At 35.9% G+C, this 20,747-nt stretch carries 20 protein-coding genes; 10 read left to right on the forward strand and 10 right to left on the reverse strand.

The features are described 5' to 3' along the window. Positions 1 to 76: 76 nt before the first annotated feature. The 3 genes from Q0X89_RS04360 to ychF form a co-directional block, all read right to left on the reverse strand. Complete coding sequence (locus Q0X89_RS04360) at positions 77 to 2,755, reverse strand: DNA gyrase/topoisomerase IV subunit A (protein WP_297691505.1); 2,679 nt, start codon at positions 2,753 to 2,755, stop codon at positions 77 to 79. A gap of 25 nt (positions 2,756 to 2,780) precedes the next feature. Continuing rightward, positions 2,781 to 4,640: a DNA topoisomerase IV subunit B gene (locus Q0X89_RS04365; protein WP_297691507.1), complete on the reverse strand. Its 1,860-nt coding sequence runs from the start codon at positions 4,638 to 4,640 to the stop codon at positions 2,781 to 2,783. A 149-nt stretch (positions 4,641 to 4,789) separates the two neighbouring features. Next, on the reverse strand, positions 4,790 to 5,884 hold the full coding sequence (gene ychF / locus Q0X89_RS04370) for a redox-regulated ATPase YchF (protein ID WP_297691509.1): 1,095 nt from the start codon (positions 5,882 to 5,884) through the stop codon (positions 4,790 to 4,792). Between the two features lie 102 nt (positions 5,885 to 5,986). On the opposite strand from ychF, the gene speB reads away from it, so the two are divergent. Next, on the forward strand, positions 5,987 to 6,772 hold the full coding sequence (gene speB / locus Q0X89_RS04375) for an agmatinase (RefSeq protein WP_297691511.1): 786 nt from the start codon (positions 5,987 to 5,989) through the stop codon (positions 6,770 to 6,772). A gap of 10 nt (positions 6,773 to 6,782) precedes the next feature. Here speB and Q0X89_RS04380 read toward each other — a convergent pair whose 3' ends face one another. Next, positions 6,783 to 7,133 (reverse strand): 4Fe-4S dicluster domain-containing protein, encoded by a 351-nt coding sequence (locus Q0X89_RS04380; RefSeq protein WP_297691513.1) that lies wholly within the window; start codon positions 7,131 to 7,133, stop codon positions 6,783 to 6,785. Positions 7,134 to 7,247: 114 nt separating this feature from the next. On the opposite strand from Q0X89_RS04380, the gene Q0X89_RS04385 reads away from it, so the two are divergent. From Q0X89_RS04385 to Q0X89_RS04395, 3 genes are all read left to right on the forward strand, one after another. Continuing rightward, positions 7,248 to 8,309: an acyl-CoA reductase gene (locus tag Q0X89_RS04385; protein WP_297691515.1), complete on the forward strand. Its 1,062-nt coding sequence runs from the start codon at positions 7,248 to 7,250 to the stop codon at positions 8,307 to 8,309. Positions 8,310 to 8,386: 77 nt separating this feature from the next. Continuing rightward, entirely contained in the window at positions 8,387 to 9,451 is a 1,065-nt protein-coding gene (gene serC, locus Q0X89_RS04390) for a 3-phosphoserine/phosphohydroxythreonine transaminase (RefSeq protein WP_297691517.1), read from the forward strand. 52 nt (positions 9,452 to 9,503) lie between these two features. Next, positions 9,504 to 10,454, forward strand: a complete 951-nt coding sequence (locus Q0X89_RS04395) for a D-2-hydroxyacid dehydrogenase (RefSeq protein WP_297691519.1) — start codon at positions 9,504 to 9,506, stop codon at positions 10,452 to 10,454. Positions 10,455 to 10,547: 93 nt separating this feature from the next. Here the strand turns inward: Q0X89_RS04395 and Q0X89_RS04400 are convergent, their stop codons facing one another. The 4 genes from Q0X89_RS04400 to Q0X89_RS04415 are packed head-to-tail and all read right to left on the reverse strand — an operon-like array spanning position 10,548 to position 13,424. Continuing rightward, entirely contained in the window at positions 10,548 to 11,201 is a 654-nt protein-coding gene (locus tag Q0X89_RS04400; protein ID WP_297691521.1) for a hypothetical protein, read from the reverse strand. Beyond that, the gene (locus Q0X89_RS04405) at positions 11,201 to 12,031 is read right to left on the reverse strand and encodes an ABC transporter permease (RefSeq protein ID WP_297691523.1); all 831 of its coding nucleotides are present in this window, start codon (positions 12,029 to 12,031) and stop codon (positions 11,201 to 11,203) included. The genes Q0X89_RS04400 and Q0X89_RS04405 overlap by 1 nt, the downstream gene beginning before the upstream one ends. Next, entirely contained in the window at positions 12,028 to 12,885 is an 858-nt protein-coding gene (locus Q0X89_RS04410) for an ABC transporter ATP-binding protein (RefSeq protein ID WP_297691525.1), read from the reverse strand. Before Q0X89_RS04410 ends, Q0X89_RS04405 begins: the two co-directional genes overlap by 4 nt. Continuing rightward, entirely contained in the window at positions 12,882 to 13,424 is a 543-nt protein-coding gene (locus Q0X89_RS04415; RefSeq protein WP_297691527.1) for a hypothetical protein, read from the reverse strand. The genes Q0X89_RS04410 and Q0X89_RS04415 overlap by 4 nt, the downstream gene beginning before the upstream one ends. 303 nt (positions 13,425 to 13,727) lie before the next feature. Between Q0X89_RS04415 and Q0X89_RS04420 the strand changes: the two genes are divergently transcribed. The 4 genes from Q0X89_RS04420 (at position 13,728) to Q0X89_RS04435 (ending at position 17,922) form a co-directional block, all read left to right on the forward strand. Next, positions 13,728 to 14,360, forward strand: a complete 633-nt coding sequence (locus Q0X89_RS04420; protein WP_297691528.1) for a DUF937 domain-containing protein — start codon at positions 13,728 to 13,730, stop codon at positions 14,358 to 14,360. A gap of 86 nt (positions 14,361 to 14,446) precedes the next feature. After that, a complete protein-coding gene (locus Q0X89_RS04425) occupies positions 14,447 to 14,908 on the forward strand; it encodes a DUF6146 family protein (RefSeq protein WP_297691530.1) in 462 nt (153 codons plus the stop codon). Positions 14,909 to 14,934: 26 nt separating this feature from the next. Next, on the forward strand, positions 14,935 to 15,252 hold the full coding sequence (locus Q0X89_RS04430) for a DUF6787 family protein (RefSeq protein ID WP_297691532.1): 318 nt from the start codon (positions 14,935 to 14,937) through the stop codon (positions 15,250 to 15,252). A gap of 423 nt (positions 15,253 to 15,675) precedes the next feature. Beyond that, positions 15,676 to 17,922, forward strand: coding sequence for a TonB-dependent receptor (locus Q0X89_RS04435; protein WP_297691534.1), 2,247 nt, complete (start codon positions 15,676 to 15,678; stop codon positions 17,920 to 17,922). 67 nt (positions 17,923 to 17,989) lie between these two features. On the opposite strand, the gene Q0X89_RS04440 is transcribed toward Q0X89_RS04435, so the two are convergent. After that, complete coding sequence (locus Q0X89_RS04440; protein ID WP_297691537.1) at positions 17,990 to 18,283, reverse strand: hypothetical protein; 294 nt, start codon at positions 18,281 to 18,283, stop codon at positions 17,990 to 17,992. A gap of 55 nt (positions 18,284 to 18,338) precedes the next feature. Then, a complete protein-coding gene (folE, locus tag Q0X89_RS04445) occupies positions 18,339 to 18,938 on the reverse strand; it encodes a GTP cyclohydrolase I FolE (RefSeq protein WP_297691539.1) in 600 nt (199 codons plus the stop codon). A gap of 195 nt (positions 18,939 to 19,133) precedes the next feature. Here folE and Q0X89_RS04450 point away from each other — a divergent pair, with 195 nt between their 5' ends. Next, positions 19,134 to 19,799 carry an ABC transporter ATP-binding protein gene (locus Q0X89_RS04450; RefSeq protein ID WP_297691541.1) on the forward strand — a complete coding sequence of 222 codons (666 nt, stop codon included), beginning with the start codon at positions 19,134 to 19,136 and terminating at the stop codon, positions 19,797 to 19,799. A 69-nt stretch (positions 19,800 to 19,868) separates the two neighbouring features. After that, entirely contained in the window at positions 19,869 to 20,633 is a 765-nt protein-coding gene (locus Q0X89_RS04455) for a TIGR02757 family protein (RefSeq protein WP_297691543.1), read from the forward strand. Positions 20,634 to 20,747: the final 114 nt, after the last annotated feature.

Genomic DNA, 20,747 nt, shown 5'->3' on the forward strand with positions numbered 1-20,747 from the left:
TATAGACAAAACAAACCCAATTTACAAGTTAAAACTAGTTTGATTCTGATAATACAAGATTAATAATCTTTTTTTGCTAAAAAAGCGTTGTTTGACCTTCCTCATCATTCTTATTAGGATTGTCTTTGGGATTTACCTTATTGCTACCCTTTTTTTTAGGTTTTACATTTAATCCTTTTGACTCAGGTAGTATATTTTCTTCATCGACAACCTCAATATCCAAAGTTTCCGGAACTTCCGGCACCTCATAAGGTAAGGGTTCCAATGCGTTTATCTCCAGTACCTTATCTTTGGTTAGCTGATTTCCCATTGCAGAACTACCCTTTATGCTTATAAACTCCTCAATATTAATCACCTGGTTTTCTTTGCGGTCCATGCCCCGTTTTTTAGGAAATACTAATTCCGCCATGGGTCGATAATCCGTAAATACTTTTTCGAGATAAGATTTTGGATGGTCGGTGATTATTTTGTCTTCTTTATCCGAGTTTTCGACAAGAAATCGTTTTAGGTAAAATAATTCCTTGCTACCTTCCCAGTAAATTACCGATATAGGTTTATTTGGAATCCATTTTTCTAACACAATAATATCATCATCAAAACGCATAGTCAGCTCCGGAATAACGACTTTTAGTATTCCTTTTTGATTAATTATAAGCAGACGATCTTCACTGGTAAACTCACCCATGAGCTCTCCCCTGTTATCCACATTAAGTCGCTGCACTGTATCATCAAACCACAATTTACGGGGTTTAAGGGTTGAAAGTCCTTTTTCCTTGAGCTCTATTTTTTTAACTGAATATTTGGTGACAATATTTCCTTTTGATCCACGCCCCTTTATGGTCACATCGGCAAAATCCAAATCCCACTTCAATTTTTTTATGTTACCGACTTGTCTTAGAAAAATGGTAACTATTTCTGCTTCCCCATTGGGATTTGCAGAAAAATAGCTAACATCAGAGTTATTTTTACCGGCTGTAAGATCGTAAACCTTATCTCTGGTAATTGACGTAACATTAAAGCGTTTGACATAGCTAGACCCTCCTCTTCCGTCCTTATAGATCATATTATAGGTCATTCGCTGGTCTTTTTTCTTAAAGACTGCTACATGAATTATGTTTTTTCCAATAAATGTCTTAGAATCAACTTTAGTAATCATCATATGACCACTTTTGGTAAATACAATGATATCATCTATATCACTGCAGTCTGTCACATACTCGTCCCGTTTTAGAGAAGTTCCTATAAAACCTTCCTCCCTGTTTACATAAAGCTTAGTATTCCTGATAACCACTTTCGTAGCTATAATATCATCAAAAATTCTAATTTCAGATTTGCGTTCTCTGCCTTTACCATATTTACTTTTCAATTCCTTAAAATATGAAATTGCAAAATCTATCAAATTAGTGAGGTTGTTTTTTGTTTGGGCAATTTTATCTTCCAGACTATCAATATATTGCTGCGCTTTATCTAAATCAAATTTGGATATTCTTTTAATCCTGATCTCCGTAAGCCTTGCAATATCCTCTTCTGTCACATCCCTTTTTAGATGTTTTATATGGGGTTTAAGCCCATTATCTATAGCACTTATGACTCCTTCCCATGTTTCCTCCTCTTCTATATCCCTATAGATCCTGTTCTCAATAAATATTCGTTCCAGTGAAGCAAAATGCCATTGTTCCTGAAGTTCTGATAACTGTATCTCTAATTCGGCTTTAAGCATCTCCACAGTATTATCTGTAGAACGCCGAAGCATTTCGGTAACTCCAATAAATAATGGTTTGTTATCCTCTATAATGCAACCTAAAGGAGAAATTGAAGATTCACAGGAGGTAAAAGCATAAAGGGCATCTATAGTTTTATCTGGCGAAATACCGCTGGGTAAATGAATAAGTATCTCTACCTGTGCTGCAGTATTATCTTCAATCTTCTTTATTTTTATCTTGCCTTTGTCATTTGCTTTGAGGATAGAATCTATTAATGAAGAGGTATTCGTGCCATAAGGTATTTCACTAATAACCAAGGTATTCTTGTCCATCTGAGAAATCTTAGCCCTCACCCTGACTTTGCCTCCTCTCAATCCATCGTTATAGTTAGTAACATCAATAATTCCTGAAGTAGGGAAATCGGGAAACAGCTTAAACCGTTGGCCTTTCAAATGCTTAATAGATCCGTCAATAATCTCATTGAAATTATGAGGGAGGATCTTGGTAGATAAACCTACCGCAATACCCTCAGCACCCTGGGCCAATAATAAGGGAAATTTAACAGGAAGGTTAACCGGCTCTTTCTTTCTGCCGTCATAGGATGACTGCCATTCCGTAATTTTTGGACTAAAAACTACGTCCAGTGCAAATTTGGATAGTCTGGCTTCAATATAGCGGGATGCAGCCGCGCTATCTCCTGTTAAAATGTTGCCCCAGTTTCCCTGAGTATCAATAAGAAGATCCTTCTGGCCTATCTGTACCATAGCATCCGCTATGCTGGCATCGCCATGAGGATGATATTGCATGGTATGTCCAACTACATTGGCAACTTTATTATACCTGCCATCATCCAGCTCTTTGAGCGCATGCATAATTCTCCGTTGCACGGGTTTGAAACCGTCTTCAATAGCCGGTACTGCCCTTTCTAAAATTACATAAGAAGCATAATCTAAAAACCAATCCTTATACATACCCGTAACCCGGGTAAGTGCCTCCTGGTCATTGCCGTGGTCTTCTTCATGCACTTCATTTACTTCACCATTATCCTCCATAAAGAAAGAAAAGTATTATTCTAATTTATAACTGGTTATCTTTTATTAAATCCACTTCTACTTTAAGGTTTTCAATAATAAATTCCTGACGGTCAGGGGTATTTTTTCCCATATAAAACTTTAAAAGTTCTTCAATAGATAATGCTTTATCGAGCATAATCGGCTCTAAGCGTATATCGTCTCCTATAAAGTGTTTAAATTCATCAGGTGAAATTTCACCCAGTCCTTTAAAGCGTGTGATTTCTGGTTTTCCTTTCAACTTTGCAATTGCTTCATTCTTTTCGTCCTGACTATAGCAATAATAAGTTTCTTTTTTATTTCTTACCCTAAATAAGGGGGTTTGCAAAACATATAGGTGATTCTCTTTTATTAATTCAGGGAAGAACTGAAGAAAAAAAGTAATTAGCAATAATCTAATGTGCATTCCGTCCACATCCGCATCGGTAGCGATTACAATATTATTGTAACGCAAATCCTCAAGGGATTCCTCTATATTGAGAGCAGCCTGAAGTAAATTGAATTCTTCATTTTCATAGACTATCTTTTTAGACATTCCGTAGGAATTCAGTGGTTTCCCTCGAAGACTAAATACCGCCTGTGTATTTACATCTCTTGATTTAGTTATAGAACCAGAAGCTGAATCACCTTCAGTAATAAATAAGGTAGATTCTAAGCGTCTTTCACTTTTCATATCTCCCAGGTGCAATCTGCAATCGCGCAACTTCTTATTGTGCAAACTTGCTTTTTTAGCTCTTGCCCGAGCTAGCTTTCTAATCCCTGAAAGTTCCTTGCGTTCTTTCTCGGCCTGAACAATCTTCCTTTGTATTTGCTCTGCCGCTTCGGAATTCTTGTGAAGATAATTATCAAGTTGCTTTCCAATAAAATCATTGATGTATGTTCTTACCGTTGGGAGACCCCCTCCCATATCTGTTGAGCCTAACTTGGTTTTTGTCTGACTTTCAAAAACGGGCTCCATAACCTTTATGGATATGGCGGAAATAATTGATTTCCTAATGTCAGAAGCGTCATAATTCTTTCCGTAATAGTCTCTTATTGTTTTTACGATAGCTTCTCTGAATGCTGACTGATGCGTACCTCCCTGAGTAGTGTGTTGTCCATTAACAAAAGAATGGTATTCCTCACTATATTGGGTTCTACTATGCGTAATAGCTACTTCAATATCATGCCCTTTTAAGTGAATTATAGGATATAATAAGTCCTCTTTGGCATTATTATCTTCCAATAAATCCTTTAGTCCATTCTGTGAAATGAATTTCTCCCCATTAAAAACAATGGTTAGTCCCGGGTTCAGATATGTATAGTTTCTGAGCATGCGCTCTACATACTCATTTCTGTATTTGTATTTTTTAAATATTGTCTCATCCGGAATAAATGTAACTTTGGTTCCTCTTCGTCTGGAAGTCTCCTCTAAAAGCTCTTCATTGACTAATTCGCCGGTTTCAAATTCAGCAGATTTAGATCTGCCATCCCGATTAGATTCTACTTTAAAATAGGTAGATAATGCATTAACGGCTTTTGTTCCTACTCCATTAAGGCCAACAGATTTTTTGAAAGCACGTGTATCGTATTTGCCACCGGTATTCATTCTAGAAACAACGTCAACAACTTTGCCTAGTGGTATCCCACGGCCATAATCCCTGACAGTAACTTTCTCGCCTTGTATGGAAATTTCAATCGTTTTGCCTGCGCCCATGACAAACTCATCAATGCAGTTATCAATAGTTTCTTTTAATAAGATATAGATACCATCATCCGCAGAAGAGCCATCACCGAGTTTTCCAATATACATACCGGGACGAAGACGGATATGCTCCTTCCAGTCTAGAGATCTTATGTTTTCTTCGGTATATTGTAGTTCTGCCATAATATTTGGGGATTACTAATGCTAATATAAAATTTCAGGGCAGAAATCAAAATGGGCGTAATAGAAAGTAATTAACAATAAAACGTCCCTCATTGTTGATAGCGGCTTTATTGAACGGGCATAAATGATAAAATCAGTTAGTTGGGCAATTAAACATTAAACCTAAAATGCATTACGTCCCCGTCCTTTACGATATAATCCTTTCCTTCCACACGCATTTTTCCAGCTTCTTTGACTTTTGCTTCACTTCCGTAGGAAATATAGTCGTCATAGGAAATAACCTCAGCACGAATAAATCCTTTTTCAAAATCGGTATGGATAACCCCAGCTGCCTGTGGTGCCGTGGAGCCTATTTTGATGGTCCACGCCCTCACTTCTTTAACTCCTGCCGTAAAATATGTTTGAAGATCCAATAGTGAATAAGCAGCCCTTATCATTTTGGCTGAGCCCGCTTCAGTTAAACCTAAATCTTCCAAAAACATTTGTCGTTCTTCGTAAGTATCCAGTTCAGTTATATCGGCTTCAGTACCTACAGCCAGGACAAGCACCTCTGATTTTTCATTGGCAACTGCATCTTTCACCTGTTCTACATAAGAATTTCCGGAAACTGCAGATGCTTCGTCTACGTTGCAGATATAAAGAACCGGTTTGTCTGTAATAAACTGCAAAGGTTGCACATAATCTTTTCTGTCATCTCCATCAAATTCTATAGCACGCACAGATGTTCCGGCCTCTAAACCCTCTTTTACAATTTGAAGCACAGCAACTTCTTTTTGAGCCTCTTTATTCCCTGTTCTGGCCGCCCTGTTTACTTTGTCTAACTTCTTCTCAACCGTCTCCAGGTCTTTTAGCTGCAATTCCATATCTATGGTCTCTTTATCCCTGATAGGGTCTATAGAGCCATCTACATGAACTACATTATCATTATCAAAACATCGCAACACGTGTAAAATTGCATCAGTTTCTCTTATGTTTCCTAAAAATTGATTCCCTAATCCTTCTCCCTTGCTTGCACCTTTTACTAGTCCGGCAATATCCACAATTTCCACCGTTGCGGGAATAACCCTTTCAGGATTTACAAGTTCCTGCAATTTTTCCAACCTTGGATCGGGAACATTGACCACACCTATATTTGGTTCAATCGTGCAAAATGGGAAATTGGCACTTTGTGCCTTTGCATTGGATAAACAATTAAAAAGAGTTGACTTGCCAACATTGGGGAGTCCTACAATACCTGCTTTCATCTATTCTATCTTAGAAACATCTGGCAGCTAAAACCAGCTTGCCATAATTTGGGTGCAAATATAGTTTTTACCTGTATATTTAGAATCATTTAAACTGCCATTATGAAGAAAATTATCCTTCAGGGAATTTTATACGATGAGAAGTCGTCTTATTTAAAAGGTCCTGCCCTGGCACCTCCCAAAATTAGAAGTTTGTTTATGAGTCCATCTGCCAATTACTTTGCTGAAAACGGCCGGGAAATAGCGCCTGAAATTTTTGATGACAAAGGAGACTTTGAAATAGACACCTATTTCGATATCGAAAATTTAACTTTTAAAAATTTAAAGAATAGTGAGCACTTATTGACTTTAGGAGGGGATCATTCAATTACTTACCCGGTTATAAAAGCTTTTAATAGGATACATGGACGAGTAGATGTGATACATATCGATGCTCATGCCGACCTGTATGACATATTTGAAGGAGATAAATTTTCTCACGCTTGTCCGTTTGCAAGAATCATGGAAGAAAAATTGATCAACAGACTAATTCAAATTGGCATAAGGACACTTTCAATGCATCAGCGTGAACAATCAAAAAAATATGATGTTGAAACCATAGAAATGAGACATATTCATAAAGCAACGTCTTTAGAATTAAAAAATCCGGTATATATATCTCTGGATATGGATGTATTAGATCCTGCTTATGCCCCGGGTGTTTCCCATCACGAACCTGGTGGTTTAAGTACCCGTGAACTTCTAAATATCATACAGGCAATAAATGTTCCCATATTTGGTGCCGATATTGTGGAATACAATCCAACAAGAGATATAAATGACATAACAGGAATGGTCTGCGCAAAACTGATTAAAGAATTAGCAGCGAAAATGATCGAGAATAACTAAAATAGCCTCGTTATTCGGGATGCATTAATCTTTGCTTGGCCAATAGTTCATCCTCCGTTTCTACTCTATCTTCATCCGGCACACAGCAATCTACCGGACATACTGCAGCACATTGAGGTTCTTCATGAAACCCCATGCATTCAGTACATTTATCCGGGGCAATGTAGTATATTTCATCACTAATTGGCTCCTGTACCTCATCTGCGTTTACCACATTTCCATCCGGCAATACTACCTCTCCCTTCAGAGAGGTTCCATCTTTATAACGCCATTCATCTGCACCTTCATATATTGCGGTATTTGGACATTCGGGTTCGCAAGCGCCACAATTAATGCACTCGTCTGTAATAATAATAGCCATAATTTTCTTTTTCTTTTAATATGCAATATACTTGCCTTTATTGTTGCTACAATGTTCCGGCATGCATATTTTTGCGCAAAGGTAAATCCTAGAACACTATTGCACAAATATATAATGGCCACACTAGATCAACGACTTAATGCTTTTGTTAAACTTGGCGAATTTCTTAGGAATTTTACCAAAACTTCTTTGGCCAATTCAGGTTCCGCAGATGAAAGCAATGAATGGCAAATAAGATTTGATAATGCTATCAATCTAGCAGGTCATAAAAATGGTTGGTTTACTAAACAGCAAGTAATGTTTGCTATAAATGCATGGGCGGAGCAGCTTACGGAAAAAACCCTTAATTCATGGTTAAAAAATTATTCACTTACGACTAATAAACACAAAACAGTAGCGGTAATAATGGCAGGAAATATTCCTCTTGTGGGTTTCCATGATTTTGTTGCCGCCCTTTTAAGTGGAAACAGTGTTCTCGCAAAATGTTCATCGAGCGATAATATTCTCTTGCCCTTTATTGCTAATTATTTAATACATATTGAACCCGAACTGGCCAATGAAATAGCCTTTAGTGAGGGCAGGTTAAAAAAATTTGATGTTGTCATTGCGACAGGAAGTAATAATACGGCTCGCTATTTCGCTCATTACTTTGGCAATAAACCCAATATCATTAGAAAAAATAGAAATTCCATTGCCATACTTACAGGAGAGGAAACTAAAGAACAACTTAATGGGCTCGGAGAAGATATATTTCGTTATTACGGATTAGGTTGCCGTAATGTCTCTAAATTATTTGTACCTCAGGACTACAGTTTTGATAATTTTTATGATAGTATAAGCACATATCAAAATTTAATGGACCAGAATAAATATGCAAATAATTATGATTATAATAAAGCTGTCTATCTGATGAGTGAATTCCAGTTTCTGGATAATGGTTTTTTCCTACTAAAAGAAGATATGGGATATGCCTCCCCTATTGGTACAGCATTCTATAAGAGATACTCAACTATTGAAGAATTGAAAATAAAACTTGCAGAGGATAGAGATCAGATTCAGTGTATTGTTGGAAATGATATAATTGAAAATTCAATCCCCTTTGGTAAAACCCAAAAACCGGATCTATGGGATTATGCAGACGGTATTGACACTGTGGAATTCCTGTTAAAAACCTAATGGAAAATAATCTATAATCCTCATTAGTTTTTCGTTATTATTTATGACCTTTAGGACCTCTAAAAAATAGGTTAAAGATGAAAAAACATAACTTTAGTGCAGGCCCATGTATATTACCAAAAGAAGTAATGCAAAAGGCATCAGAGGCAGTAGTTGAATTGGATGGTATTGGCCTTTCATTGATTGAAATATCGCATCGTAGCAAAGAATTTGTTGCCATTATGGAAAAAGCAAGGTCTTTAGCCCTTGAACTTTTGGGACTGGAAGGTAAAGGATATAAGTCTTTGTACTTACAAGGCGGTGCAAGTCTAGAGTTTCTTATGGTAGCTTATAATTTTTTGGAGAACAAAGCGGGATATGTAAATACCGGAACCTGGAGTTCAAAAGCAATAAAGGAAGCAAAGATGTTAGGTGATGTATCAGAAGTTGCTTCTTCAAAAGACAAAAATTTTAACTATATCCCAAAGGGTTATGTGGTTCCTAATGATCTGGATTACCTGCATCTCACTTCTAACAATACTATTTTTGGAACACAGATAAAAGAATTTCCAAATACAAAGGTTCCCTTAATCTGTGATATGAGTTCCGATATTTTCTCAAGACAAATGGATTTTTCGAAATTTGATGTCATCTATGCCGGAGCGCAAAAGAATATGGGCCCTGCGGGCACAACTTTAGTGATCGTAAAGGATGAAATTTTAGGGCACGTTTCCAGAAAAATTCCTTCTATGTTAGATTATCAGGTTCATTTGAGTAAGGACAGTATGTTTAATACTCCATCTGTTTTTGCCGTTTACGTATCAATGCTTACACTACAATGGTTGAAAGATATGGGCGGAATAGCGGCGATTGAAGAAATCAATGAAAAAAAGGCCGGTCTCATTTACTCTGAGATTGACCTTAATCCTTTGTTTAATGGGTTTGCGAAAAAAGAAGATCGTTCCAATATGAATGCAACATTTACGTTAACAGACGAATCTCTTAAAGATACCTTTGATGAAATGTGGAAAGAAGCAGGGATTAATGGATTAAATGGCCATAGATCTGTAGGGGGCTATCGCGCATCAATGTACAATGCACTTCCACTGGAAAGCGTGGGAGTCTTAGTTGATGTAATGAGCGACCTGGAAAGAAGAGGATAAATACTTGATATAATAATCAAACAATTTAAAGTATAACTAAGAACATCAGAGGATGAAAATACTTGCTAACGACGGGATATCACAAAATGGAATTTCAGCCTTGGAAGCAGCCGGATTTGAGGTAATTACAACCACAGTTGCTCAGGAGCAGTTGATAAACTATATCAATTCAAATAATATTGTTGGTCTCCTGGTTAGAAGTGCTACTCAGGTTCGTAAGGATATAATAGATAATTGCCCTTCTTTAAAGCTCATTGGCAGAGGTGGTGTGGGTATGGATAATATTGACGTAGCCTATGCTAAGGAAAAAGGCTTACATGTAATTAATACGCCGGCCGCTTCATCAGAATCTGTAGCCGAATTAGTTTTTGCTCACTTGTTTGGCGGGGTTCGGTTCCTGTATGATGCCAATAGAAATATGCCTCTCGAAGGAGACAGTAATTTTAAAAAATTAAAAAAATCCTATGCCAAAGGCATTGAGTTGCGTGGTAAAACTCTCGGAGTAATTGGGTTTGGACGAATAGGACAGGCTACTGCAAAAATTGCAATAGGAATTGGCATGAATGTTATATTCCACGACCCATTCATAGATTCCGCAACTATTAAAGTACCTTTCTTTGATGGACAATCCGTTAGTTTTAATTTTGAAAATAAGACTAAGGAAGAAGTATTGAAAAATTCAAATTTTATTACGGTTCATGTACCGGCACAAAAAGAATATATTATAGGTAAAAAGGAATTTGAAATTATGCAAAACGGGGTTGGTATAGTAAACGCGGCCAGAGGCGGAGTTATTGATGAAGTTGCTCTCATTGAAGCATTGGAGAGTGGCAAGGTTGCATTTGCGGGCTTAGACACTTTTGAATCTGAACCTTCTCCTGAAATTAAAATTCTCATGCATTCTAAAATTTCGCTTACTCCCCATATTGGTGCCGCCACAGCTGAGGCTCAGGATAGGATTGGTCTGGAACTGGCAAATCAAATTATTGCGCTATTAAAATAAAGCGGAGCACAAAAATAATTCTCAAGTTTAGGTTTAGGTCTTATAAGTAAATTAATTCTTTAGCAGGGGATTGTTTAATCATGTTCCGGGAATTCATCTTGCAATTTGAACTTCCGATAGCGTTAAAAAGATCTTGCCAGATTTGGATCCTTCCTCTTTAATAGCTTTACGATCAACTTCAGTTTCTTTCCCCAGAAAACGCAGAGGTATTTTTATACTATTAACAGCAAATTCAACCTCAATAGCAGTTGGAAGAACATCAACAATATTATTATAATCCAGAGAGGTAGTAAATACTCCTTCCATTTTTGTGCTTATTTCAGATTTTACTATTCTTTTTGCTTTGGTATCCATAAAAATTGTGGCTATGGAGAAGTCAGATTTTGAAGAGGTGGGAATTAGGTTGATAACCTTGCAATTAACGCCTTTATGCGTGTCTTCTCCCCTGTCAACAGTAATAAATGGATGCTGAAAGAGTTCATTTAAGGTAAGATCCAATCCCCGTTTCGGAAGCATAATAAAATCCTGGGAAGTAACCTTGGTAGATTCACCTTGTCTATATTTAACTTTCCCATATTTTGATGGCATATTTATAAAACTTATATCTACATCAAGCTTTATTTGCGCTTCATATGACTTAATCGAATCCATACGCTGCTTTATTATTATCAGATCACTATCAATCTCCTGACTATTAATAGAGTTCAGACTTGCAAGTAAAACCAACAAAAAATAAAATCTTTTCATTACTGAATGTCTCTTCGTTTAAAAATTAGTATTCCGATTATCATAACCACAATTGAATAACCCAACAATAACAAATTTTTAAAGTAAATGGTTGAATACGGTATTTCATAATAGAAAAAATACTGCCAGCTATCAGTTAGTTTAGAAAAAAATAATTCATTGACAATATCATTATTAAAGTCCATTTTTAACAACAGATTACTGCATATCAAAAAAATAGCAGCTACAATCCATGTTTTTGTAGCATCTTTCAAAATAACAGCAAGTGTTAAACTTACCACCGAAAAGAAAATCATAGTTATTGAACCTGATAAAAATGCGTTTATTAATCGGTAAAATGCATCATCTGATTTGAAAAAATTTAATCCATCTAAATACACGACCAAATCCCCATATCCAAAAATCCAATAGGAAATGAAAAAGGTGCTAACCGCCAGGATCAGAACAATTAAAAGTGTAAATACTATAGAAACTATATATTTACTCAGTATAAAATCTAACTTGTTAACCGGTTGAAGCATCACTGTCTCTATGGTCTTGTCCTTATATTCTGAAGTTAAAAACCCTGAAATAATAATCATAAGTATTAATGGGACATGAAACCATAACGAATTCAAAATCAGGTAAATAATCAAGTTCCCATTTAACAGATTTCCCCTGAACTCAAAAGAGTCTTTGAGATTATCCAATAAGAGGTCTATGATACCTGCCCCTTGATAATAGGCACTCATAATAACAAATCCCTCAATTATGAGAATAGCAGCAAGCGCATAGAGTGTTTTACTTTGCTTGCTAATTTTATAAATCTCTGAACGGATTAATGATATCATACTCGTTCCCTGCCGAATAAGGCTTTAAAATCTGTTTGTGGAATGCATGACGTGACTTCGACGCCCTCTTCTATCATTTTTTGAAGAACCTCAGAAATATTCGAATTTTTTAGTGAAACAAAAACCGCGTTCTTTAAATAAACGACTTCCGTACTTTTCAATACTTCAGATATTTCCAAATTCTTTCCGACAATTTTATAGGTAGTAACATTTTCCTTGAGCAAACTATTGGCTGATCCCGATTTAATAATTTCTCCGTCATTCAGAACATAAAGGTTATCACACAGATCTGCTAATTCATGAACTATGTGAGACGAGATAATTATTGTTATTTGATTTTCTCTGCTAAGCTTTTTAATCAGTTCATGAAGTGCAGAAATTCCCATGGGATCTAAACCTGAAAAAGGTTCATCTAATACAATACAGTCCGGGTTATTTAATAAAGCAATGGCCAAACCAAGGCGCTGCTTCATCCCCAGGGAATAATTTTTTACTGCATCCGATCGTTCTGGTGAAAGCCCAACCTGATTCATGGATTGGTAAAACAATTCTTTTGTAAGCTTTAATCTTTGAATCTGGGCAAAAACCTTTAAGTTGCCGTATGCAGAAAGATATCCATATAGAGCCGGTTTCTCTACAATACCTCCAATAGGTTTAATTCCTTCAGAATCTATTTCTATGGTGCCGGTGTCTTGTTTAATTAGTCCTAATAGAATGCGAAATAAAGTAGTCTTTCCGGCACCATTAGCCCCGATAAGCCCATAGATTTTGCCTTTGTGACATTCTATAGTTACATTTTTCAGAACTTCAAGGGAACCATAGGATTTATTAATATTCCTGGCTTCAAGTATCATATTGCGCGCTCCAGATGTAGTCTCCTGTAGTCAAATTTAGATTCATATACCTTTTCAAGAAAAGTCCTTTCCCAAAAGTAATTTCGAAATAGAAATAATGGATCATGAAGCATAAAATAGGGTATATAATGATACCATCTTATTCCCCTGCCGTGAAAATAGTCCATTATTTCATCTGTATAACCCAACTCTTCTGCAGCCACTATAGCAGCGTTCCGCTGGCATTTTGAACCCAGGTACATTTCGGGTATCCTGGAATTGAATCCATGAATAAAAAAAAGATCTTTTGCTCTTTTATAATTTTGAAACCTGGACCAACCGTCCATTATCACGAGGAATATGTGCACAAAGGAAAAAAGAAAACAACTAAACCAAAAAGCCACCCAAAAGAGTGAAGATTGTTCTAAAGAGCCCTCAAATTGAACCCAGTAGAACCAGGATTCCAATAAAAACAACACCAAAGACCAATACAAAAGTTTACCCACGCGCAAATAAGAAACTAACGGATGGGGTTGAGGCGGAAGTTCTAAATAATTCATACACAAAGATAACTAAAAACAGAGCATATTATTTTAGCGAATAAACCTTAAACTGATAAATAGTTGAAACTTAACCGTGGCTAGATTCCATAAATAGCCACCAATATTTATTTATCCATGTTGTGTAAAGTTTAGTAGAAAGCAGTAGGAATAAACATTAAATATGACAGGGTAAAGCCTGAAAACTTTACCCCGGAATAAATTTTAAAGCATCGTAATTTTTGAATTTATTTTCTAAAGACCTTCCTTTTGGAATTGTTAGAATTTGTACATTGCGACATTATTTAAAAAACACTAATCAAAATGGAAGGATTATTAGATTTATTAAACAGTCCAGTGGGAAAACAGGTGATAAGCGGAGTAGCTGGCCAAACCGGACAAGCTGAAAACAAAACAGCAGATGTATTAAGTATGGCTATGCCATTACTGTTGGGAGCAATGAAAAAAAATGTAGCTTCACCAGAAGGTGCCCAGGGACTGATGAATGCTTTATCTTCTAAGCATGACGGCAGTATATTGGATGATTTAGGAGGACTTTTCAGTGGGGGTGTAGACCAATCTGTAATGGACGATGGAGCGGGTATATTAGGTCATGTATTTGGTGGAAAACAAGCTAATGTTGAGAATGCCTTAAGCCAGCGCTCAGGAATAGATACAGGTTCCATTGCCAATATTCTAAAAATTGCAGCTCCGATTGTTATGGGTGTTTTAGCTAAACAAACCTCTGAAAATAAAGTTAGTGATGCGAGTGGAATGAATAATCTCCTGGGGAGTATGTTGGGTGGACAACCAGAACAAAACCAGAGTCTTCTTACTACGCTATTGGATACAGATGGAGATGGCAGTATTCTCGATGATGTTGCAGGAATGGTCATGGGGGGTTCTAAAAAGAAAAGTGGTATAGGGGGCCTATTAGGCGGCCTTTTTGGAAAATAAAATTCTATCTTTTCTGATTTAATTAACAAAACCATTTGTTTTAGCAAATGGTTTTTTTTGTACATTATTATATATATTCTACCACTATGAAATTTAAAATTTTGATTAAAATTTTTACAGGTTTGGTTTTGATATTATTTATTGTGCAATGTTCCGGCTCTAAAAAAGTTGTAGATATTTCTGAAGAGGAAAAGGAAGTATTTAATCAGCAAGACAAGGACACCATTTCCATTAAAAATGACAGTCTGGAATATGAAATAATTATTCTTGAAATTGGTTTCAACACCTGGCTTCAAAGTATAGCACAACCAAGGGGATATTATACTCAGGAGTTTATGGAAAACAGAAATCGAATTTTTGTTATTAACTGGAATCAGAGAGTTCAACAGCCTTTGAAATATGATCCTAATATTTATCAGTTACAGATTTTCTATGACCCTAATATTGATTATGGGTATGAGGTAAACTATCAACTTTATAATTTTTTTATTTATTTTCAACGCAAATACAAACAACGCCTGGGGCCGTTTGCACCCAGAATTAAATGAATATATTTGCAGCGATTTAAATAATCATGGAGAAACTTAAAAAACGCTGGGGTATAGAATCCAGTTTTCAACTCATTATAATTCTTATCGTATTCTCAATAACTGGTTCTGCAGCGGTATATATTGCAAAACCATTTCTTGGATGGATTGGTTTGGAAAGAGGCAACTTTCCTGAAACCTGGTGGAGCGGCTGGGTATACTGGACTCTTAGAATATTACTGATCTTCCCATTTTACCAAATTCTGTTGGTCTTATTCGGATGGCTTTTTGGTCAGTTCAAATTTTTCTGGAACTTTGAAAAAAAAATGTTGGAAAGAATCGGATTGGGTTTTCTATTTAAATAAATCAATCTTTCTTTAACTTTTTGTGATTGCTTTATTTGATTACTTTGTACGGTGATGAAGCATCATAAGAAAATATCATTTTCCATAGTTTCATTAGTGCTAATATTCTTTTTGGCACTTCCTTCAGTAATCCAACTGATGCATGCGTCAGATCATTTAACAATGAACTGCGATAACGCTTTTGAGTCCCATATTCATGTTAAAGAATTAGATTGTGATTTTAGTAAATTTAATTTTTCGCATCACTTTTATTTACCTCTTTTTGAAATACAAGTAATCGCTGCGGTTTCAATAAAAAATGACTTTTCATTCTATTATAACTTTACTCCTGAATCAGGTTCCCCACTATTTTCGCTAAGAGCTCCGCCTTTGTTTTCATAACTCGATTTACAAGATTTTTATTAATTCAATTTAAACCAGGTTATGAAATATATATTTTCAATACTTTTTATATCATTTTATTTTAATATTAACGCACAGTGTACTCTTAGAGGGAATATATCTGCAGAAGATTCAAGTAGCCCCTTAGAACAGGTTTCCGTGTATTTGCCCCAAATAGAAAAAGGAAGTGTCACGGGAGACAATGGTGCGTATACTATGGAAAATCTTCCGGTTGGCACCTATAAGATCATAGCTTCCTTTATGGGTTACCAAACATTTTCTTCCGAAATTACTCTTACTGAGGGGATAAATACACTAGATATAGTCCTATTACCAAGTGCTATTGAAATGGAAGAGGTAATTGTATCTACTCCATTTCATAAATTACAGCGAGAAAACGTAATGAAGGTAGAGCAAGCTAAGGTCGTTGCTTTAAGAAAAATGGGGGCTATAACACTAGCAGATGGAATTACGAACATCCCCGGTGTGGAAAGCGTTTCTACAGGTATAGGCATAGGAAAACCTGTTATCAGAGGTTTGAGCTCAAACAGAGTATTGGTATACTCTCAAAGTATACGTCTGGAGAACCAACAATTTGGTGATGAGCATGGTCTTGGTATTGGCGCTTCAGGTGTCGAAAGTGTAGAAGTTATCAAAGGTCCTGCATCACTCCTATATGGATCGGATGCCTTAGGTGGAGTTCTTTATTTAAATCCAGAGCAATTCGCCAATATGAACTCGACCGAAGGAAGTGTTAATTTAAATTATTTTACGAATACCCAAGGTATGGATGCCAATGCCGGCTTCAAAACTTCAGGTGAAAGATTTAAATTTCTGGTAAGGGGCTCGTATGCGTCCCATGCAGATTATAAAGGGGGAAATGATATAAGAGTAACAAACTCTCGTTTTAATGAATTTGATATTAAAACAGCCCTCGGATATCAATTCGGAATATTTAAAACAGAGTTACGCTATAACTTAAATAGCTCAGATTTGGGTATTCCGGAAGAAATCGGCATACAGGATTTAGGGCGAACACCTATTACGCCATATCAGGAAATAAACAATCATATAGTCAGCTCAAAAAGTGATTTGTTTTTTAACAACTCGAGTCTAAGGTTAACCTTGGGTTATATTTTCAATAGTCGAAAAGAGTTTGAGGAGGAGGAAGATACTGAAATACCTACTGAAGACCAGGCAAATTTAGAACCAGCACTGGATATGCAACTTTCTACATTTAGTTACAATCTCCAATACAACTTGCCAAGCATTGGCCGCTGGCAAACAATTGCCGGCATTCAAGGGATGAACCAGAAAAACGAAAACTTTGGAGAAGAAGTATTAATTCCCGATGCCTTAACCAATGATATTGGCATTTTAGTAACCTCTCATATTCACTTCGAAAAAAGCGATATTCAACTGGGTCTGCGATTTGATAATCGCTCCATAAAAGGTGAAGAAACAGGTATTTTGGGTGAAGAAGGGTATATCGCGGAATTAGACAGAAATTTCAATAGTTTTAATGCAGCAATGGGCTACAGAATAGATCTATTAAAGAATTTAATAGGTCGAATTAACATTGCAAGTGGGTTTAGAGCACCAAATTTGGCTGAACTCACTTCAAACGGGATACATGAAGGAACAAATAGGTTTGAAATTGGGAATCCAAATCTTAAGAATGAAAATAATGTACAAACGGACATTGCCCTGGAATACAGTAGTCAACATTTTGAATTCTTTGCCAACGGTTTTTACAACATTATAAATGATTATATTTTTATTGAGCCCAACGGAGAATTTGTAGATAATAACCCGGTATATAATTATATACAACAAGATGCAACTTTATACGGGGGCGAAATTGGTTTTCACTTTCATCCGCACCCCTTGGACTGGTTGCATGTGCAGAGTAGTTTCGAATCAGTGACAGGACAATTAGATAATGATGACTATTTGCCTTTAATTCCGGCAAATAAGCTAAGTAATACCATAAGGCTGGAATTTAATAATTCCCAAAAATGGATAACAAATAGTTATACGTTTATTACGTTGAATTCTATATTTGATCAAAATAAAGTAGCAACCTTTGAAACTCCCACAAACGGTTATAATCTTTTGAATGCTGGTTTTGGCGCAAGTGTAAAACTCTTTAAACAAGATGTTGAATTGGTTGTAACAGCCTTGAATATTCTGAACCAAGATTATATTTCGCATTTGTCCAGACTTAAAGTAGATGATATTTCAAATATTGGAAGGAACATAAACATAGGATTAAGTATTCCTTTATAGTTAATATTCGGTTGGACTATTGCAGGGAATAAAATAGTGGGCATCTAAAAGTTGAGAAATTAAGAGCCTAGCCTTCTTCAATGGTTATTTCCTTATCTGCCTTAAAAACATAGGTATAGAGCCACATTAAGGTGAATGAGGGAATCACATCTAAGCCAGGTACAATTTCTTCAATGAAAGCTATAAATCCCGCTATTTTACCGGGATTCCCTTTGTACATTCTTGTCATTAACCAACCAGCTATTGGTGCCCAAATCAAATCTGTGAACTCCCCAATACCCGGTATTAAAAGGGAAAGCATACCAATTCCGTCAAAAAGGAATCCTAGTACGAGGAGTTTATATTTTCTCTTTTTAATCATTTTGTGATTTATGGCAAGCCACCTGCTTATATTTTAATCTGTAGAAGTGCCAAATTTACGACAAATTAGAGCTGATTAATTTCAAAAATTCATTACGGGTTTCTTCTTTTTCGAAGGAGCCCCTAAATCCGGATGTTGTAGTAACAGAATTCTGTTTTTGAACACCACGCATCATCATACACATATGTGCTGCTTCTATAACAACAGCTACTCCCTGAGGTTTTAAGGTATCATTTATACAATCTAAAATCTGCTCGGTTAAGCGCTCCTGCACCTGCAACCTGCGCGCAAAAATATCAACGATTCTTGGCAATTTGCTCAGCCCTACAATCTGACCATTTGGTATATAAGCAATGTGGGCCTTTCCAAAAAAAGGTAATATATGATGTTCACAAAGTGAATACAATTCAATATCCTTAACAATTACCATTTCGTTATAAGACTCTTTAAACATGGCACTTTTCAGGATTGCTGCTGCATCCTGTTTATAGCCTTGTGTTAAAAACATCATTGCTTTTGCAGCTCTTTCCGGTGTTTTTACCAATCCTTCCCTGTCAACCTTCTCCCCTATTTCTTGAATTATCCCGGAAAAACGTTCCTTTATTTCATTGGTAATCTCTATGTTATATTCCTCTAGGTTATGATATGATGTCATGGTAAAATGTATAAATGGCTTGATTTAATGTAATTCGAATTTAAAGGTTTCTTTATTAAAAATCATAATTATCGCAATATTAATGATCTAATGGTTTCTATTGATTTACAATACCTATTAACTGGCATATTCCCTATCTATAACATTTTGCAGTGTTAAGCGTATTGTTTACTTTCATGCCCTAATTATTTAACGATGATTAAGGCCGTTAATATCCAAAAATATTTCGGAAATCTTCAGGTTTTAAAAGGGGTAGATCTTCATGTAAAAGCCGGGGAAGTAGTTTCTATAGTAGGACCTTCAGGAGCCGGTAAAACAACTTTGCTACAAATTTTAGGTACACTGGATTCCCAGTCCAACAAAAAGGAGAGTGAGCTGGAAATAAATGAAATCGATATTAATTCATTAAAAGATAAAGCCTTAGCGGCATTTAGAAATAATCATATCGGATTCATTTTTCAATTCCACCAATTATTGCCCGAATTCACAGCTCTTGAAAATGTTTGCATTCCGGCGTTCATCAAAAGAACAGGGAAGGCAGAAGCAGAGTCCAGAGCAACGGAATTACTAGATTTCCTGGGGCTTTCTAATCGTATTCATCATCGTCCGAATGAGTTATCCGGCGGTGAACAACAGCGTGTTGCGGTGGCGAGAGCATTAATTAATAATCCTTCAATAATACTTGCAGATGAACCAAGTGGTAATCTGGATTCAGAAAGCGCGGATAAACTACATCAACTTTTCTTTCAATTACGGGATGAGTTTGGGCAAACTTTTGTTATTGTTACACATAATGAGGAATTAGCGGATATGGCTGACAGGAAGTTAACCATGATAGATGGGCAAATCAGAGACGAATAAGTTGATAGAAGTTTGGGAATTTGCACCAATTTCACTTTTTCCTAAGAATCTCATTAAAATGAAACATTGTTGAAATTAAATGAGTTAAAAGATTTTTTGGATACTAAAGTCGTCCAATATAATAATCCGCAGTTTCTGGATTCAGATCCTATCCGGGTTCCACATTTGTTCGCTAAAAAAGAAGATATTGAGATTAGTGCCTTTCTCACCGCAACAATTGCATGGGGCAATCGCAAAAGTATTATCAATAATGCCAACTATTTGATGGAATTATTGGATTATGATCCTTATAATTTTGTTTTATCCCATAATGAATCTGATTTAATAAAGCTTGAACCCTTTGTTCATCGCACCTTTAATAGCATTGATTTAATATACTTCATTAAATCTTTAAGAAATATATATAATCATTATAGTGGTTTAGAAGGAATTTTTAACCAATATTCCTCAGATACATCAACTCAGCCGGCCATTACAAAATTTAAACAAATCTTTTTTGAATTAACACATCCAAAAAGAACAACCAAACATATTTCGGACCCGGCGAAAGGATCCGCTGCTAAACGCTTAAATATGTTTCTAAGATGGATGGTAAGGGATAATACTACAAATGTAGATTTCGGAATCTGGAAATCAATTTCCCCTTCTATTTTATCATGCCCTTTAGATGTTCATTCTGGTAATGTAGCCAGGAAACTTGGGTTATTAATCCGGAAACAGAATGACTCAAAATCCGTCACTGAACTAGATTCTCTACTCCGTAAAATGGATCCTATAGATCCCGTTAAATATGATTTTGCTCTATTTGGACTAGGTGTTTTTGAAAAGTTTTAATTTGTTTAATAACTCCCTTTTTTAGGCTTATTCGTTAAATTCTTACTTCAAAAGAGATATTCTCTATTTAGATTTAGAATTTTTCTTAAATTTAAGATAGATAATTTGAAAAGA

It is taken from the genome of uncultured Eudoraea sp., from assembly GCF_947258525.1.
In the GTDB taxonomy this organism is placed as follows: Bacteria; Bacteroidota; Bacteroidia; order Flavobacteriales; family Flavobacteriaceae; genus Eudoraea.

Bases quoted from the DNA above. Each gene is read 5' to 3' on its own strand.
- Q0X89_RS04450 (WP_297691541.1), top strand. From the start codon at position 19,134: ATGATTAAGGCCGTTAATATCCAAAAATATTTCGGAAATCTTCAGGTT.
- Q0X89_RS04360 (WP_297691505.1), bottom strand. From the start codon at position 2,755: ATGGAGGATAATGGTGAAGTAAATGAAGTGCATGAAGAAGACCACGGC.
- Q0X89_RS04415 (WP_297691527.1), bottom strand. From the start codon at position 13,424: ATGAATTATTTAGAACTTCCGCCTCAACCCCATCCGTTAGTTTCTTAT.
- Q0X89_RS04440 (WP_297691537.1), bottom strand. From the start codon at position 18,283: ATGATTAAAAAGAGAAAATATAAACTCCTCGTACTAGGATTCCTTTTT.
- Q0X89_RS04385 (WP_297691515.1), top strand. From the start codon at position 7,248: ATGGCCACACTAGATCAACGACTTAATGCTTTTGTTAAACTTGGCGAA.
- Q0X89_RS04395 (WP_297691519.1), top strand. From the start codon at position 9,504: ATGAAAATACTTGCTAACGACGGGATATCACAAAATGGAATTTCAGCC.
- ychF (WP_297691509.1), bottom strand. From the start codon at position 5,884: ATGAAAGCAGGTATTGTAGGACTCCCCAATGTTGGCAAGTCAACTCTT.
- serC (WP_297691517.1), top strand. From the start codon at position 8,387: ATGAAAAAACATAACTTTAGTGCAGGCCCATGTATATTACCAAAAGAA.
- Q0X89_RS04400 (WP_297691521.1), bottom strand. From the start codon at position 11,201: ATGAAAAGATTTTATTTTTTGTTGGTTTTACTTGCAAGTCTGAACTCT.
- Q0X89_RS04420 (WP_297691528.1), top strand. From the start codon at position 13,728: ATGGAAGGATTATTAGATTTATTAAACAGTCCAGTGGGAAAACAGGTG.
- speB (WP_297691511.1), top strand. From the start codon at position 5,987: ATGAAGAAAATTATCCTTCAGGGAATTTTATACGATGAGAAGTCGTCT.
- Q0X89_RS04380 (WP_297691513.1), bottom strand. From the start codon at position 7,133: ATGGCTATTATTATTACAGACGAGTGCATTAATTGTGGCGCTTGCGAA.
- folE (WP_297691539.1), bottom strand. From the start codon at position 18,938: ATGACATCATATCATAACCTAGAGGAATATAACATAGAGATTACCAAT.
- Q0X89_RS04405 (WP_297691523.1), bottom strand. From the start codon at position 12,031: ATGATATCATTAATCCGTTCAGAGATTTATAAAATTAGCAAGCAAAGT.
- Q0X89_RS04430 (WP_297691532.1), top strand. From the start codon at position 14,935: ATGGAGAAACTTAAAAAACGCTGGGGTATAGAATCCAGTTTTCAACTC.
- Q0X89_RS04410 (WP_297691525.1), bottom strand. From the start codon at position 12,885: ATGATACTTGAAGCCAGGAATATTAATAAATCCTATGGTTCCCTTGAA.
- Q0X89_RS04435 (WP_297691534.1), top strand. From the start codon at position 15,676: ATGAAATATATATTTTCAATACTTTTTATATCATTTTATTTTAATATT.
- Q0X89_RS04425 (WP_297691530.1), top strand. From the start codon at position 14,447: ATGAAATTTAAAATTTTGATTAAAATTTTTACAGGTTTGGTTTTGATA.
- Q0X89_RS04365 (WP_297691507.1), bottom strand. From the start codon at position 4,640: ATGGCAGAACTACAATATACCGAAGAAAACATAAGATCTCTAGACTGG.